Below are 15,031 nucleotides of genomic sequence, written 5' to 3' on the forward strand. Positions count from 1 at the left end.
GCTTCGTCGTTCGGCGCGGCGGCGGCCACGCTGGTCGCGCTGGGCGCCGAAGTCATTGCGGTCGAGCCCGACCCGGCGATGCTGACCGAACTGCGCCGCTCGCTGCCGGCTGTCCGTGCCCTGCCGGGCAGTGCCGAGGCGATACCGCTGCCGGACGCCTCCGTCGATGCCGTGCCGGCCGGCAACGCCCTGCACTGGTTCGACATGGCCGCCGCGGGACCCGAGATCGCCAGGGTCCTCGCACCCGGCGGCATCCTGGCCGGCCTGTGGAACGTCATCCAGGCCGGTCCGGCGGACGGTCACCGGCCGCACGCCGCCGGCTTGCTGGACCACGGCTCCGCCGTCACCTGGCACCCGCATGCGTCGGCAGGAACCGATGCGCGTGCTCACGTGAGAAGTGCCTCCGGCCGGTGCGGGAACGAGGGCCTCGGCGCTCCTCATCCTCGCTGGTCAAAGGCGATCTCCCGCCGTCCCCCCTGCCCTGGCTGTACGGGGCACGCCACTGTCTGGCCAACGCCGTACGCGGCTACGGGCGCCGCCGCAGGCTCGTCGACCGGCTCGGCAACGACGAGAGCGCGCACGGCACCCAGGTGGTGGAGGGCCCCGACACCGAGTCGCCGGGCGACTGGGTGCACGAGGCCCTCGCCCGGCTCTCCCCTGCCGACCAGGAAGTACTGCGCCTGACGGCCTGGGAGGAGCTCGCCGTCGACGAGGTCGCCGTCGCCCTCGGCTGCGGGAGCCGCGCCGCGGCGATGCGGCTGCACCGCGCCCGCCGCCGCCTCAGAGCCGAGATCGACCGCCTGGAGACGACCGTGGCCGCCGGCACCGCAACGCTCCGCCGCGACACCCCGAAGGAGCACGGCCATGGCTGACGAACTCGAACTGCTGCGCCGCGCCAACCCGGTGCCGTCCGGCGACCCCCGCTTCCACGACCGCCCGCTGGACCAGCACGCGGAGCGCCGCCTCAACCAGCTGCTGCACAGCGAGAGCCCCCGACGGCTGCGCCGCTGGACCTGGAGCATCGGGACCGCGGCGGCGGCCGGCGTGGCCGCCCTCACCCTCATGGTGTCGGGAACGACCACCATCCCCGCCGTGGCCGCCCCGCGCCCGCTGGTCGTCGAGGCCGGCTCCACCCCCGTACCCCTGGACCGCCTCGCCGGCCGCGCGGCGGCATCCGACAGCGCGCTCAGGCTGCGCCAGGGGACCCACTTCCAGGCCTGGAGCCTGAGCATGACCTCAGGTCCCGAGGCCCGGCCGCCGGTCACGCTTCCCGAGGAGCGCGTCGTGCGCTGGAAGGCCGACGGCAGCCACACGGAACTCGTCGTCGCGACCGATCCACGCCACCCCGGCAGGCCGGTCATCACCGACGCCGACCCCGTCCCGCGCACCGTCGAGGACGGCCATGTCCTCAGCAGGCAGACGTACCCGCCGAGTTGGAGCGACGCCCCGCCCCAGGCACGACCGCCGCACGACGCCGAGCGGCTGCGCGCCTACCTCGAAGAGATCGACACCACCGGGGAGATGGACACCTCTCAACTCCTCGACGCCGTCGCCGAGTTGCTGGACCACTGGACGCTCGGCAGCCGTGAGAGCGCCGCACTCGCGCGCATCCTCGCCGACGCGAAGGGGCTGCACCCGGCCGGAGCGGTCACCGACCGGCTGGGCCGCACCGGGCAGGCGTACGTGTACGACGACACGGCCCACTCCGGCCGCCGGATGCTGATCCTGGACCCGGCGACCGGTGCCGTCCTCGGCCTGGAGGACACCGTCACCAAGGCCGATCCCGAGTGGGGCCTCAAGGCAGGGGATGTGATGTCGTACAAGGCGTGGATGCGCTGAGCCGCGACGGTCAGACGCCTGCCTGGCCTTCGGCTCCGGTCACGGTCTGCTCCAGCAGGACCGCGATCGTCATCGGGCCGACGCCACCCGGCACGGGCGTGATCAGCCCGGCCCGGGTGACGGCGGTGTCGAAGTCGACGTCGCCGACGTTCCCCTCGTTGTAGCCCGCGTCGATCACGACGGCTCCCGGCTTGATGTCCTCGCCGCGGATCAGCCGGGGCCGTCCCACGGCGGCCACCACGATGTCCGCCTCGCGCACCACCGACGAGAGATCCGCCGTACGCGAATGGCAGTACGTCACCGTCGCGTCGCGCCCGAGCAGCAGCATGCCGACCGGCTTGCCGAGGATGGCGCTGCGGCCCACGACGACGGCCCGCTTGCCGGCCGGGTCGACGTCGTACTCGTCGAGGAGCCGCATGATGCCGCCGGGCGTGCAGGACACGAAGCCGGGCAGGCCGAAGCTCATCGCGGAGTACGAGCTCAGCGTCACACCGTCGACGTCCTTCTCCGGCGCGATGGCCTCGAACGCCGCGCGTTCGTCGATGTGCGGCCCGACCGGGTGCTGGAGCAGGATGCCGTGCACGGTCGGATCGGCGGACAGGGCGGTGAGCGTGGCGACCAGCTCCGCCGTCGTGGTGCCGGCGGGCAGTGCGACGTGCCGCGACTCGATACCGGCCTTGCGGCAGCGGTTCTGCTTCATCCGGACGTACGTCACCGAGGCGGGATCCTCACCGACCAGTACCGTCGCCAGACAGGGCGCCATGCCCGTACGGTCCTTGAGGCCGGCCGCGCGCTTGGCGGTCTCCTCGACGATGCGGCGCGCGAGACCGGCGCCGTCCATGAGCTGGGCCTGGGACATGGGCTCTCCTGAGCGTTGCTGACACATCGCCCAGGCGCGCGGCAAAGACCCGTTCGTCAGGCCGCTCCCCGGTGGTACTCCACCTCAGCGCCAGTCACGGCCCGCCGGTCAGCCTAGCTCGTCGGATGATCGGCCTGGACGGCGGGCGGCGCCGTCGGGTCTTCTCCCGCCAGGAAACCGTTGGCCTGCGCCTCGGTGGTCACGGCTCCGATGGCTCCCGCCCAGCGGGCGATCTCCCGGGCCAGCGCGGCGGCTCCGGCCTCGTCGCCCGTGTCGCGGGCGAGCACCGCCAGGAGCATCTGCATCGAGAGGGTGCCGGGGACGGTTCCGGCCCGGGCGCCGAGCGTGGTCGCCCGGTTCCAGCGTTCCAGCGCCCGTGCGTGGTCGCCGTGGTCGTGGTCGTGATCGCCGAGGTGGCGCAGCGCCTCGCGGGACAGCAGGTCGTCCCCCGACTCGCCCGCGCTCAGGGCGGCCTCGTAGTGGGCGGGCGCGCTGTCCCGTTCGGCGAACAGATTGTCCGCGATCAGGCCCAGATACATCTCGGCCCAGCCGCGGCGCACCGCGTCCGGGGCCTGGTCGCGCAGGATCCCGGCGAGGTGCCGCAGCGCGGCGAGGGCCTCCGGGTCCTTGCCGCCGGGTCCGGCGCGGAAGGTGCCGCCGGCGTGCAGCAGACCGAGGTAGTCGTGGCGCAGCCACAGGAAGTCCAGGTCCCAACGGCCGTCCAGGCGTGCTTCCTCGAAGGCCTTCTCCGCGGCGCCGAGCCGAGCCCTCGCCAGGCCGGTCCCACCGAACCAGTCGCTCTCCAGCGCGACTTCGGCGGCGGCCACGGCCAGTCGGGCGCGGGCTCGCGGATCGGTCACATCGGTGGCGTCCAGCAGGTCCGCCGCGCGTTCCCAGCGACCTCCGATCCTCAACTCACGTACAGCGGCGAGGAGTTCGTCCAGCGATACGACCGTACGAATCGTGCTTGCGGTGTTCGTCATGGCGAGGAAAGTAGTAATTCGAAAAACTATCCACAAGAAAACTATGTGGGGGCCCGCATGACAGAACCGTCCGACGCGGCGACCGCGGACTCGGTCGACCGGCACGTCGCGCTCTGGTCGAAGGAACTCGACTGGATGGACCCGGTCAAGGAGGCGATCATCGCCCGGCTCGCCATCCTGGCCCGGCACACGGCGCAGGCCCGCCGGGACACCCTGGACTCGGACGGCCTCCAGCACTGGCAGTTCAAGGTGCTGCTGATGCTGCGCCGGCTCGGCCCGCCCTACGAGGCGAGCCCGTCACAGCTCGCCGACATGCTCGGGCTGACCCGGGGCGCCCTGTCGGCGCGGCTCGCACCGCTGGAGGACGCGGGACTGCTCACCCGCACCCATGAGCGGAGCGACCGTCGCCGCGTACGGGTACGGCTCACCGACGCCGGATTCGACGCCTTCGAGCAGCACGTGGTGTCGGAGGACAAGGGTGAGAACGCGCTGCTCGCAGTACTGAGCCCAGCAGAGAAGCAGACGCTCGCAGACCTGCTGCGGAAACTGGTCCTGTCAGCCGAGTCCGGTGCGTACGCGACCGGCCCATCGCCGTGCTGGCCGAAAAGGTCCAGGTCAGACGGGACCTGATCTGGACCCTCGGCCAGGTCCTTCCTACTCGTCCCATGCCTGCACAAGCGTCTGTTCGACGATCTTGCCGTCGCGCAGCGCCATCATCGAACTCGCCAGTACCCGCACGCCGTCCGGGTACTCGCAGGACTCGGTGTAGGCGACGTGGTCGCCCTGGATGACGCACTGCTCCAGCTTGTGCGTCATGTCGCGGCTGTAGACGTCGTTGAGCATGTCGGCGATCTCGCCGCGACCGTGTTTGATCATCGGGTGGCTGGGCTGGGTGTTGCGGTCGATGACACGTAGTTCCGCGTCGTCCGCGTACAGCGACAGCAGAGCTGTCGCACTCTGTCCCTCGATGCCCTGGCGTAGCGCTTCGGTGTCGAAGGTGGGGAATGCCGCAGTGCCCATAGTGACCTCCTTGGAAGGCCGCGGCCCAGCGAGGAGTGGACCGCGAAGGGCCTCTCCTTCGAGGCTCCTCCGCTGTGGAGCGGTCGGCAAGCGCAACGGCCCGATGCGCCTGACGGGTGAGCGACGGGGGAGGGCCGTGTCCGCCGGGGGCCCGGGGCCGTTGCTGAAAGCATGATCTCAACACGACGTATGGTCGCCGCCGTTGGTCTCGCCATCGGTGTCACGGGCCTTGCCGCGCCGATGGCGAGCGCGGCGGGCTCCGAGGCCCAGGACGCGGGGAAGCTCAACCCGATGACCCAGCTCGACTCGCTGGCGATGAGTGACATTCCCGCGGAACACCAGGCCGACCTCCCGCTGCCCTCCCGCCAGCTCGCTGGACTCAACCGGCTGAACGACCTGAACGAGCTGCACCAGGTGACCGACCTGGTCGCGCCCGTCACCGGGCTGCTTGGCGGCATTGAGAGCTAAGCGGCACGCGGGTCGGCACGGCGAGCCCCGGCAGAACAATGACGTTCTGCCGGGGCTCGCCGTCGCCTACGCGTCGGCCGTGACGACGGCGCCGGCGGAGGCCCGCTGGCGCCCGCTCATGCGCCGGGCCGGCGGGACGAGCGAGATCGCCGCGGCACCGAGCAGCCCGGCCAGGGCGAACGTGGTGAAGCCCCAGCTCTGGTTGCCGTTCGCGGCGAGCGAGCCGATCAGCCAGGGCCCGACGACGGCGCCGGTGCGGCCGACCCCGGTGACCAGGCCGAGCCCGGCCGCGCGCTCACTCTCGCGGTAGACGGTGTTGGCGGTGGCGTAGACCATGACCTGCGCGCTGAAGAGCCAGACTCCCGTGATCGCGACCACGGCGTATGTCACGCCCAGCGGGAGATGTGCCTTGAGCAGCAGCGCGCCCGCCGCGGTGAGCACGAACCAGACCGCCGAGACACGGACGGCGCCGAAGCGGTCGGCGGTACGGCCCGCGATCAGCAGGCCCACGATGCCGCCGGCGTTGATCACGAGCAGGAAGCTCACGGAGGAGCTCAGGCCGTAGCCGGAGGCGCGCATCATCTGCGGCAGCCAGGTGCTGACGCCGTACACGAGCAGCAGACCCGAGAAGGAGGCCAGCCAGAGCAGGGGAGTGGCCCAGCGGGACTCGGGACGGAAGAGCGCCCGTACGGCGGCGAGACGGCCCGCGGCGCCCGCGGCCGGAGCGGCGACCTGGGTGGGGCGGACCAGGCCGTAGCGGTCGGCGACGGCGTCGGCCTTCGCGCGCTCACCGCGGGCGAGCAGCACACCGGGGGACTCGGGCAGCAGCTTCAGCAGCAGCGGTACGGCGATCACGGCGGGCAGCACGCCCGCCCAGAAGACCCAGCGCCAGCCCGCCGCGGGCGCCGGCGTCAGCCCGAGCGTCGTCGCGAACATTCCGCCCGCGTGGTACGAGGTCATCAGCAGGCCGGTGGTGAGTGCCGCGCGGCGCGGCGGGGCGAATTCCATGACCATGGCCAGGCACAGCGGCATCAGACCGCCGAGCCCGAGACCGGCGACGAACCGGCCGCCCCGAACAGGGTGGGGTCCCCGGCCGAGGCGCAGATCGCGGATCCGACGGAGAACAGCGTCACGCTGGCGACCAGCATCGGGCGGCGGCCCAGCCAGTCGGTGATGTTCCCGGTGGGCAGGGCGCCGATGAGCATGCCGAACGTGGTCCAGCTGCCGATCGTGCCCGCGCTCGCCGGCGTCAGCCCGAGCCCTGAGTCGTCGAGCACGTGCGGCATCACCGCGCCGTAGATGTTGACATCCATGCCGTCGAAGAAGACGGCCATCCAGCACAGCGCCAGAACGGGGAAGACGCTGCGGAAGGTGTGCGACGGGCGGTCGGGAGACAGGTGCTGCGCACCGGACATACGGGGAGAAGTCATATTCAAGACCCTGGAAAAGCGAGCGACTCGTTCGCTGAGTGAAGTTGTATGCACTCTGTGAGTGGCTTGAGTGGCTTGAGTGTCCGGGTGGGGAGCGCGGGCGTCAATGGTCCGGGCCTGGGATCCGTGTCCGTCCCCGGCCCGACGGCGTATGTCCGGTGGGTGGCTACCCGGCGGTAGCGAGGAACTGCGTGGCCGCCAGTTCGGCGTAGAGCGGATCAGCGGCGACGAGCTCGCGGTGGGTGCCCACGGCGCGGACGCGGCCCGCGTCCATGACGACGATGCGGTCGGCCATGGTGACGGTGGACAGCCGGTGTGCGACCACGAGGACCGTGGTCGCACGGGCGACATCGGCGACCGTGTCGCGCAGTGCGGCCTCGTTGACGGCGTCGAGCTGCGAGGTGGCCTCGTCGAGGAGCAGCAGCCGGGGGCGGCGCAGCAGGGCGCGGGCGATGGCGACGCGCTGGCGTTCGCCGCCGGACAGCTTGGTGCCGCGGTGGCCGACCAGGGTGTCCAGGCCGCGCGGCAGCCGGGCGATCAGACCGTCGAGACGGGTCGTCTTCAGGACGCGCGTGAGGTCGGCCTCGTCGGCCTCCGGACTCCCGAGCAGCAGATTGTCCCGCAGGGAACCCGAAAGGACGGGGGCGTCCTGCTCTACATAGCCGATGGCGGAACGGAGTTGGGGCAGATCCCACTGCGCCAGATCGCGGCCGTCGACCGTGACGACGCCCGCCTCCGGGTCGTAGAACCGCTCGATGAGCGAGAAGACGGTGGTCTTGCCCGCGCCGGAAGGGCCGACGAACGCGGTCATGCCGCGGGCCGGCACGGCGAAGGTCACACCGTGGTGGACGTACGGCAGATCGTCGGCGTACCGGAAGCGGACGTCGTCGAAGGCGAGCGCGGCGGGTTCGGCGCCCGGAGTGGGCAACGGCGCGGGCAGGGCGGCCGGTTCGGCGGGCAGCCGCAGCGCCTCCTGGATCCGGGCCAGCGCGGCGGCACCGGTCTGGTACTGCGTGATCGCGCCGACCACCTGCTGGATCGGCGACATCAGATAGAACACGTAGAGGAGGAAGGCGACCAGCGTGCCCACGTCGATGGAGCCGGTCGCGACCCGGGCGCCCCCCACCGCGAGCACCGTGATGAAGGCGATCTGCATCGCCAGACCGGCCGTGTTGCCCGCGGCCGCCGACCACTTGGCGGCCCGCACGCTCTGCCGCCACGACTCCTCGGCCGCCGCGTGGATGGTCGCCTCCTCGCGGTGCTCGGCACCGGACGCCTTGACCGTGCGCAGCGCGCCCAGGATCCGCTCCAGCGAGGCGCCCATCACACCGACGGCGTCCTGGGCCTGCTTGCTCGCCCGGTTGATGCGCGGCACGATCACCCCGAGCACCGTCCCCGCGCACAGGATCACGCCCAGGGTGACGCCGAGCAGCACCACGTCGACCAGGCCCATCATCACCACCGTCGCCACGAGCGTGAGACCGCCCGTGCCGAGGCCCACCAGGGAATCGGTGGTGACCTCGCGCAGCAGCGTCGTGTCGGAGGTGATCCGGGCCATCAGGTCACCCGGCTCGCTGCGGTCCACGGCCGGTATCCGCAGCCGCAGCAGATACGACGACAGGGCGCGCCGCGCGCCGAGCACCACCGACTCGGCGGTGCGCCGCAGCACATACGAACCCAGCGCCCCCACCGCCGCGTTGGTGACCACCAGCGCCGCCATGCCGAGCAGCGCCCGCCCGATGGGCCGGTCGTGCGACAGATCGTCGATGAGCCCCCGCGCCACCAACGGCAGCACCAGACCGGTCGCCCCGGTCGCGAGCGCCAGCAACGCGCCCGCGAGCAGCGCCCATCGATGCGGTCGAACGTACTCGAGCAGCAGGCGCCACGCGGGCACCTCGGGCTCGGCGTCGGTGATGCTCACGGTGCTCCTTGCGGGAGTCGATGCGGAGCACTCAGGCTACGTCGGCGCGGACGCGGACCGAGAACCGCTCAACCTCCGTGCAGGGTGGGCCAGTCACGGGCCGCCGAGAGGACGAGCGGGGGTTCGCCGTCACCCGGCGGCTTGTGTCAGCGCCCGGCGAGCGTGGCCAGCGTCGCGTCGAGATCGGCCGGCCGGGGCCGGTTGTGCGGAAGCTTGGCGAGCAGCGCCGCCATGCCGCAGGTGTTGGTGACCGCCGAGAAGACCAGGCCCCCCGCTATCCCCGCGGAGAGCAACTGCCAGGCAGGGTGCAGCAGTCCGAGGCCCAGCCCGGCCAGGACGACGCTTCCCGCGGTGAAGCGGACCTGGCGCTCCATGGACCAGGTGGCGCGCGTACCGGCCGCAGGGTGATGCAGCTCATGTCCGCGCTCGGACCAGGCACTGGTGCCGCCGACGAGGGTCGCGGCCGTCACGCCGTGCTCGGCGAGCGTCTTGCGGGCGCTGTCGGAACGGGCGCCGGACGCGCACACGACGAGCAGGTCGGTCGTGGCCCCCTTGAGGGCGGGCAACGCCCGGTGCAGCTGGTCCAGGGGGATGTTGAGGGCGCCGGGCAGGTGCCCGGAGGCGAACTCGCCGGGCGTGCGGACGTCCAGGACGGTCAGCTCGGGCAGGCGCGTGCGGGCCTGGTCGGCGTCGAGGGAGAGGGGGGTCTTCATGTCGGTGTCATCCTTGATCTTCTAGGGTGCCCCGAAGGGCGGAGTATCATACCCCTAGGGGTATAGGTAGAGGAGTGTTCGTGGAACTGGATCTTGCGGCTGCCGAGCTGAAGTCCGTGCTGAACCGGCTGCGCCGGGCGCAGGGGCAGATCACCGGAGTGATCAAGATGATCGAGGAGGGGCGCGACTGCGAGGAAGTCATCACCCAGCTCGCCGCCGCCTCCCGCGCGCTGGACCGGGCGGGTTTCGCGATCATCGCCACCGGTCTGCAGCAGTGCCTGACCGACGTCGAGGGCGGCATGAAGAACGGCGAGGACAAGGACGTGATGCGCGCCCGGCTGGAGAAGCTGTTCCTGTCACTGGCGTAACAACTCACCGGCTTGACGACTCACTGGCGTGACGACGTCATACGACGGCGTCGATCAGCATGAACAGGGCCACCGCCAGCAGGACGCAGGCGAAGATCCGCTGAAGCATGCCGCCGGACACCTTGGCCGCCAGACGCCTGCCGTCCCACGCGCCGAGGATCGCGGCGCCCGCGAACGGCGCGACGACCGACCAGTCGAGGCTCTCGGCGGTCCCGGCACGGGCAGCCAGCGCCGCGAGTGAGTTCACGGTGATGACCAGCAGACTCGTGCCCACGGCGGCCCGCATCCGCAGACCCACCACACCGACCAGGGCTGGTACGGCGAGGAAGCCGCCGCCCACCCCCAGCACGCCGGTCACCGCGCCGAGCCCCGCGCCAGTCCCGGCGATCAGTCCCGGACGCGGTGGCGCCGCATCGGGCACGGCGGCCGAAGGCCGCAGCATCCGCACCGCCGCGAGGGCGGCGACCACCGCGAAGGCGGCGGTCAGCAGACCGGACGGCAGATGTCCGGCGACGGCCCCGCCCAGAGCCGCGGGCACCAGTCCCGCCGCCGCGAACAGTGCGCCGCCGCGCCAGCGCACGGCGCCTTCCCGGGCATGCGCGGTGAGCGCGGTCGCGGACGTGACCGTGACGATGACCAGGCTCGCGGTGGTGGCCGCGGCGGGGCTGAAACCGAGCAGATAGATCAGGGCGGGTACGGCCAGTACGCTGCCGCCGCCGCCCAGCGCACCGAGCGCCAGCCCGATCACGCCACCGGCGAGGAGAGCGAGGATCAGGACACTCACGCGGCCGGTCCGCCGTGTTCGTGCCCCCGGCCCGGCTCGGTCACCGTGGACAGGCCCGCCTGAGCCCAGGCACGCATCCCCCCGATGACGTCCACCACGTCGAAGCCGCGGGCCGCGAGCAGCGCGGCGGCCTCCCGGGAACGCTTCCCTGAGCGGCAGACGGCGACGAGGGGACGGTCCTGGGCGGCCGGAGGCAGCGCGGCGCCGGCGGCCAGCGCGGACAGCGGGGCGTTCACGGAACCCGGCGCGTGCCCATCCGCCCACTCGTCCGGCTCGCGGACGTCCAGCAGTACGGCATCGGTGCCGGGGCCCGTGCGATCCCGGGCCTCGGCCGGAGTGATCCGTGCCATCGGCAGACCGGCCTCGCCCGCGGCGGCGAAGGCGTCGTCCACGGCCACGACATCCCGGCCGGCCGCGTCGAGGAGCGAGGCGGCGATGGCGGCCCGCATGCCTCCGGCGCAGTGCACCCAGACGGTTCCGGCGGGTATCTCGCCCAGCCGGTCGCGCAGCTGGTGGACGGGGAGGTGCACCGAACCCGCGATGTGGCCCTCGGCGCGCTCGGAATCGCGCCGGACGTCCAGGATCACGATCTCGCCGGAGTACGCCCCGGCGAGGTCCGCGAAGGTGGCGCGCGGGAAGGAGCGCGGCTGTTCGCCCTCGCGCACCCAGCCGCCGGGCGAACCGACGGCGGCCGCGGCGGGACGGTCGACGCCGACGCGTACGAGCTCCCGCTGGGCGTCGGCGAGTTGGCGCGGTGACTCGGCGAGCAGGGTGACCGGCTTGCCCCACGGCAGCAGCCAGGCCAGATAGGTGGCGAGCGAGCCGTCCGCCTCGAAGTTGACGGACCCGGTGACATGGCCCGACGCGAACGCGACCCGGTTGCGCAGATCCACCACCCACTCACCGGCGGCGAGCCGGGCGGCGATCTCCTCGGCGTCCGCGAGCGCGGGCGGGGTGAGGTCGACGGGGGCGGGGCCCTCGGCGTTGGCGGGGCCCATGTGCGCGTAGTACGCGGGCACGTCGTCGAGCCCGGCGAGCAGCTCGGCAACGAAGGTGTCGACGTCCTTGACCAGCGCTTCGTTGCTGCCGCGCTCCTGCCCGATGGTGGTCGCGTCACCCGAGGCCTGCCCGGCGGAACAGAAGCTGCCGAAGCCGTGGGTGGGCAGCACCGCGGTGTCGTCCGGCAGCTCGGCGGCGAGCCGGTGCGCGGAGGCGTGCTGTGCGCGGGCCAGCTCCCCGGTCAGCCGCGGCTCGACCAGGTCGGGCCGCCCGACCGTGCCGATGAGCAGGGAACCGCCGGTGAACGCCGCCACCGCGCGCCCGGCCTCCTCCAGGACGTACGAGGTGTGGTGCGGCGTGTGTCCGGGCGTGGCCAGCGCGCGCAGGGTCAGCCCGGCGCCGACCTCCACACGGTCCCCGTCGGCCACCGGCACCCGCTCGAAGGCGACCCGTGCGCCGCCCGGCACCAGGTAGAGCGCCCCGGTGAGCCGGGCCAGCTCCAGGCCGCCGCTCACGTAGTCGTTGTGGAGGTGCGTCTCCACGACGTGCGTGATCCGCACGCCGCGGCGGGCCGCGGCCGCGACCACCCGGTCGACGTCCCTCGGCGGATCGACCGCCACGGCGCCCTCCGGGCCGCCCGCCAGATAGCTGCGGTTGCCCAGGCCCGGCACTTCGATGGTGTCGACGAAGAACACGGCAGCACTCCTCTCCTCGTGGACCCCGGGAAGGTACCCCCCGGGGTATATATCCACGGTAGCAGAGGTACCCCCGGGGGTATATTTTCGTGGAGTGGGGCACACGGTGAGGCGCGGCCACCTGGCCTTCTACCGGCCGGTCACCCCGTAGGGTCGGTTGACGGAACGTCGACCCATGGAAGGGCTTACTCACATGGCGCAGGAAGTACGGGGCGTGATCGCACCGGGCAAGAACGAGCCGGTGCGTGTCGAGACCATCGTCGTGCCGGACCCCGGGCCGGGAGAGGCCGTGGTGCAGATCCAGGCGTGCGGGGTCTGCCACACCGACCTGCACTACAAGCAGGGCGGCATCAACGACGACTTCCCGTTCCTGCTCGGCCACGAGGCGGCCGGGATCGTGGAGTCGGTCGGCGACGGTGTCACGGACGTCGCGCCCGGCGACTTCGTCATCCTCAACTGGCGTGCGGTGTGCGGACAGTGCCGGGCGTGTCTGCGCGGGCGGCCCTGGTACTGCTTCAACACGCACAACGCCAAGCAGAAGATGACGCTCACCGACGGCACGGAGCTGTCCCCGGCCCTCGGCATCGGCGCCTTCGCCGAGAAGACCCTCGTCGCCGCCGGACAGTGCACCAAGGTCGACCCGGCCGTCTCCCCGGCGGTGGCCGGACTGCTCGGCTGTGGAGTCATGGCCGGGATCGGGGCGGCCATCAACACCGGGAACGTCGGCCGGGGCGACACAGTCGCGGTCATCGGCTGCGGAGGCGTGGGCGACGCGGCGATCGCCGGGTCCCGGCTCGCGGGCGCGGCGAAGATCATCGCCGTGGACATCGACGACCGGAAGCTCACGACCGCGGAGAAGCTCGGCGCGACCCACACCGTCAACTCCCGCGAGACGGACCCGGTCGAGGCCATCCGCGAGCTGACCGGCGGCTTCGGCGCCGATGTCGTCATCGAGGCAGTCGGCCGCCCGGAGACGTACCAGCAGGCCTTCTACGCCCGTGACCTGGCCGGCACGGTCGTGCTCGTCGGCGTACCCACTCCGGACATGAAGCTCGAACTGCCGCTGATCGACGTCTTCGGACGCGGCGGCGCCCTCAAGTCGTCCTGGTACGGCGACTGCCTCCCCTCCCGGGACTTCCCGATGCTGATCGACCTGCATCTCCAGGGACGCCTCGACCTGGGCGCGTTCGTGAGCGAGACGATCGCCCTGGACGAGGTGGAGCCGGCCTTCGAGCGGATGCACCACGGCGACGTGCTGCGTTCGGTGGTGGTGTTGTGATGACGGCGCGCATCGAACACCTCGTCACCTCCGGCACGTTCTCGCTCGACGGCGGCAGCTGGGACGTCGACAACAACGTCTGGATCGTCGGCGACGACCACGAGGCGATCGTCATCGACGCCGCCCACGACGCCGACGCCATCGCCGAGGCGGTGGGCGACCGGCGGCTGCGGGCCATCGTGTGCACCCACGCCCACAACGACCACATCGACGCCGCGCCCGCCCTCGCCGAGCGCACCGGCGCCAAGATCTGGCTGCACCCCGACGACCTGCCGCTGTGGAAGTTCACCCACCCCGACCGCCTCCCCGACGCCTGGCTCCACGACGGCCTGGTGATCGAGGCGGCCGGCGCCGACCTGACCGTCCTGCACACCCCCGGCCACGCGCCGGGCGCGGTGTGCCTGTACGACCCCGGCCTGGGCACCGTCTTCACCGGCGACACACTCTTCAAGGGCGGCCCGGGAGCCACCGGGCGCTCCTACTCCCACTTCCCGACGATCGTCGAGTCGATCCGCGAGCGGCTGCTCGGCCTCCCGGCCGACACGGTCGTCCGGACGGGACACGGGGATTCGACCACGATCGGCGCCGAGGCCCCGCATCTGGAGGAGTGGATCGCGCGCGGTCACTGACACGAGGGAACGGCGGTCAGAATCCTGACAGAAGATGTCCGGCTTCCGGGGCACGCTCGTAGGGACGCATGGGCGGAGGCAGCCCGTGGGCGCCACGAGTACGGAGGTCGGACATGTCAGGGCCGCTGGAGGGCACGCCGTTGCGGGGCAAGATCGCCCTGGTCGCCGGAGCGACACGGGGAGCGGGCCGCGGTATCGCCGTGGAGCTCGGCGCGGCCGGTGCCACCGTCTACGTCACCGGGCGCAGCACACGCGAGCGGCGTTCGGAGTACGACCGCCCGGAGACCGTCGAGGACACCGCGGACCTCGTCACGGCGGCGGGAGGCCGGGGCATCGCGGTCCCCACCGACCACCTCGTCCCGTCCGAGGTCCAGGCCCTGGTCGCGCGCATCGCGGACGAACAGGGCCGCCTCGACCTCCTCGTCAACGACATCTGGGGCGGCGAAAACCTCTTCGAGTGGGACACCCCGGTCTGGGAGCACGACCTCGACCACGGCCTGCGGCTGCTCCGCCTCGCCGTCGAGACGCACGCGATCACCAGCCACCACGCGCTGCCCCTGCTGCTGCGCCAACCGGGCGGCCTGGTCGTCGAGATGACCGACGGCACCGCCGAGTACAACCGGAACACCTACCGCGTCTCGTTCTTCTACGACCTGGCCAAGTCGTCGGTCCTGCGCATGGCGTTCGCCCTCGGACAGGAGCTGGGCCCGCGCGGAGCCACCGCGGTGGCCCTCACCCCCGGCTGGCTGCGCTCCGAGATGATGCTCGACAACTTCGGCGTGACCGAGGCGAACTGGCGCGATGCCCTGGAGCGCGTCCCGCACTTCGCCATCTCCGAGACCCCTTACTACGTGGGCCGCGCCGTCGCCGCCCTCGTCGCCGACCCGGACGTCGCGCGCTGGAACGGGGAGTCGCTCTCCAGCGGCCGGCTCGCCCAGGTGTACGGCTTCACCGACCGCGACGGCAGCCGCCCGGACGCCTGGCGCTACCTGGTCGAGGTCCAGGACGCGGGCAAGCCCGCGGACACCACGGGCTACCGCTGAG

17 protein-coding genes, 2 pseudogenes and 1 riboswitch are annotated in these 15,031 nt (G+C 72.2%); of the genes and pseudogenes, 9 read left to right on the forward strand and 10 right to left on the reverse strand.

From position 1 onward, the window contains the following. Nucleotides 1–30: 30 nt before the first annotated feature. The 3 genes and pseudogenes from AB5J50_RS46995 to AB5J50_RS47005 form a co-directional block, all read left to right on the forward strand. Nucleotides 31–273: pseudogene (locus tag AB5J50_RS46995) on the forward strand (class I SAM-dependent methyltransferase); the annotation flags it as partial. Nucleotides 274–410: 137 nt separating this feature from the next. Beyond that, complete coding sequence (locus AB5J50_RS47000) at nucleotides 411–872, forward strand: RNA polymerase sigma factor (RefSeq protein ID WP_369264659.1); 462 nt, start codon at nucleotides 411–413, stop codon at nucleotides 870–872. Then, entirely contained in the window at nucleotides 865–1,839 is a 975-nt protein-coding gene (locus AB5J50_RS47005; protein ID WP_369264660.1) for a CU044_5270 family protein, read from the forward strand. Before AB5J50_RS47000 ends, AB5J50_RS47005 begins: the two co-directional genes overlap by 8 nt. Nucleotides 1,840–1,849: 10 nt before the next feature. On the opposite strand, the gene AB5J50_RS47010 is transcribed toward AB5J50_RS47005, so the two are convergent. Beyond that, the gene (locus AB5J50_RS47010) at nucleotides 1,850–2,698 is read right to left on the reverse strand and encodes a bifunctional 5,10-methylenetetrahydrofolate dehydrogenase/5,10-methenyltetrahydrofolate cyclohydrolase (protein ID WP_369264661.1); all 849 of its coding nucleotides are present in this window, start codon (nucleotides 2,696–2,698) and stop codon (nucleotides 1,850–1,852) included. Nucleotides 2,699–2,719: 21 nt separating this feature from the next. After that, nucleotides 2,720–2,806: riboswitch (ZMP/ZTP riboswitch) on the reverse strand. A 5-nt stretch (nucleotides 2,807–2,811) separates the two neighbouring features. Then, entirely contained in the window at nucleotides 2,812–3,681 is an 870-nt protein-coding gene (locus tag AB5J50_RS47015; protein WP_369264662.1) for a hypothetical protein, read from the reverse strand. Nucleotides 3,682–3,738: 57 nt separating this feature from the next. Between AB5J50_RS47015 and AB5J50_RS47020 the strand changes: the two genes are divergently transcribed. Then, nucleotides 3,739–4,311 carry a MarR family winged helix-turn-helix transcriptional regulator gene (locus AB5J50_RS47020; protein WP_369264663.1) on the forward strand — a complete coding sequence of 191 codons (573 nt, stop codon included), beginning with the start codon at nucleotides 3,739–3,741 and terminating at the stop codon, nucleotides 4,309–4,311. A 24-nt stretch (nucleotides 4,312–4,335) separates the two neighbouring features. Here AB5J50_RS47020 and AB5J50_RS47025 read toward each other — a convergent pair whose 3' ends face one another. Further along, complete coding sequence (locus AB5J50_RS47025) at nucleotides 4,336–4,701, reverse strand: nuclear transport factor 2 family protein (protein WP_369264664.1); 366 nt, start codon at nucleotides 4,699–4,701, stop codon at nucleotides 4,336–4,338. A gap of 171 nt (nucleotides 4,702–4,872) precedes the next feature. Here AB5J50_RS47025 and AB5J50_RS47030 point away from each other — a divergent pair, with 171 nt between their 5' ends. Beyond that, on the forward strand, nucleotides 4,873–5,169 hold the full coding sequence (locus AB5J50_RS47030) for a hypothetical protein (protein WP_327434139.1): 297 nt from the start codon (nucleotides 4,873–4,875) through the stop codon (nucleotides 5,167–5,169). 66 nt (nucleotides 5,170–5,235) lie between these two features. On the opposite strand, the gene AB5J50_RS47035 is transcribed toward AB5J50_RS47030, so the two are convergent. From AB5J50_RS47035 to AB5J50_RS47050, 4 genes are all read right to left on the reverse strand, one after another. After that, complete coding sequence (locus AB5J50_RS47035; protein ID WP_369264665.1) at nucleotides 5,236–6,201, reverse strand: MFS transporter; 966 nt, start codon at nucleotides 6,199–6,201, stop codon at nucleotides 5,236–5,238. Beyond that, a complete protein-coding gene (locus AB5J50_RS47040; protein WP_369264666.1) occupies nucleotides 6,201–6,599 on the reverse strand; it encodes an MFS transporter in 399 nt (132 codons plus the stop codon). Before AB5J50_RS47040 ends, AB5J50_RS47035 begins: the two co-directional genes overlap by 1 nt. A 166-nt stretch (nucleotides 6,600–6,765) precedes the next feature. Then, nucleotides 6,766–8,520 (reverse strand): ABC transporter ATP-binding protein, encoded by a 1,755-nt coding sequence (locus tag AB5J50_RS47045; protein ID WP_369264667.1) that lies wholly within the window; start codon nucleotides 8,518–8,520, stop codon nucleotides 6,766–6,768. Nucleotides 8,521–8,666: 146 nt separating this feature from the next. After that, nucleotides 8,667–9,233, reverse strand: a complete 567-nt coding sequence (locus tag AB5J50_RS47050) for a rhodanese-like domain-containing protein (RefSeq protein WP_327434142.1) — start codon at nucleotides 9,231–9,233, stop codon at nucleotides 8,667–8,669. An 80-nt stretch (nucleotides 9,234–9,313) separates the two neighbouring features. Between AB5J50_RS47050 and AB5J50_RS47055 the strand changes: the two genes are divergently transcribed. Beyond that, complete coding sequence (locus AB5J50_RS47055; protein WP_330309446.1) at nucleotides 9,314–9,601, forward strand: metal-sensitive transcriptional regulator; 288 nt, start codon at nucleotides 9,314–9,316, stop codon at nucleotides 9,599–9,601. 37 nt (nucleotides 9,602–9,638) lie between these two features. On the opposite strand, the gene AB5J50_RS47060 is transcribed toward AB5J50_RS47055, so the two are convergent. The 3 genes and pseudogenes from AB5J50_RS47060 to AB5J50_RS47070 form a co-directional block, all read right to left on the reverse strand. Beyond that, nucleotides 9,639–10,385, reverse strand: a complete 747-nt coding sequence (locus tag AB5J50_RS47060; protein ID WP_327434144.1) for a sulfite exporter TauE/SafE family protein — start codon at nucleotides 10,383–10,385, stop codon at nucleotides 9,639–9,641. Beyond that, nucleotides 10,382–10,735 carry a rhodanese-like domain-containing protein gene (locus AB5J50_RS47065; RefSeq protein WP_369265704.1) on the reverse strand — a complete coding sequence of 118 codons (354 nt, stop codon included), beginning with the start codon at nucleotides 10,733–10,735 and terminating at the stop codon, nucleotides 10,382–10,384. The genes AB5J50_RS47060 and AB5J50_RS47065 overlap by 4 nt, the downstream gene beginning before the upstream one ends. Then, nucleotides 10,733–12,079 (reverse strand): annotated as a pseudogene (locus tag AB5J50_RS47070) (rhodanese-like domain-containing protein); the annotation flags it as partial. The gene AB5J50_RS47065 and the pseudogene AB5J50_RS47070, both read right to left, overlap by 3 nt. A 193-nt stretch (nucleotides 12,080–12,272) precedes the next feature. Between AB5J50_RS47070 and AB5J50_RS47075 the strand changes: the two are divergent. The 3 genes from AB5J50_RS47075 (at nucleotide 12,273) to AB5J50_RS47085 (ending at nucleotide 15,030) form a co-directional block, all read left to right on the forward strand. Further along, the gene (locus tag AB5J50_RS47075) at nucleotides 12,273–13,358 is read left to right on the forward strand and encodes an S-(hydroxymethyl)mycothiol dehydrogenase (RefSeq protein WP_327434145.1); all 1,086 of its coding nucleotides are present in this window, start codon (nucleotides 12,273–12,275) and stop codon (nucleotides 13,356–13,358) included. Continuing rightward, nucleotides 13,358–13,987, forward strand: a complete 630-nt coding sequence (locus AB5J50_RS47080) for an MBL fold metallo-hydrolase (protein ID WP_369264668.1) — start codon at nucleotides 13,358–13,360, stop codon at nucleotides 13,985–13,987. Before AB5J50_RS47075 ends, AB5J50_RS47080 begins: the two co-directional genes overlap by 1 nt. A 113-nt stretch (nucleotides 13,988–14,100) precedes the next feature. Then, nucleotides 14,101–15,030: an SDR family oxidoreductase gene (locus AB5J50_RS47085; protein ID WP_369264669.1), complete on the forward strand. Its 930-nt coding sequence runs from the start codon at nucleotides 14,101–14,103 to the stop codon at nucleotides 15,028–15,030. Nucleotide 15,031 lies beyond the last annotated feature (1 nt).

Origin of the sequence: Streptomyces sp. R35 (genome assembly GCF_041053035.1) — a bacterium.
Taxonomy (GTDB): domain Bacteria; phylum Actinomycetota; class Actinomycetes; order Streptomycetales; family Streptomycetaceae; genus Streptomyces; species Streptomyces lutosisoli.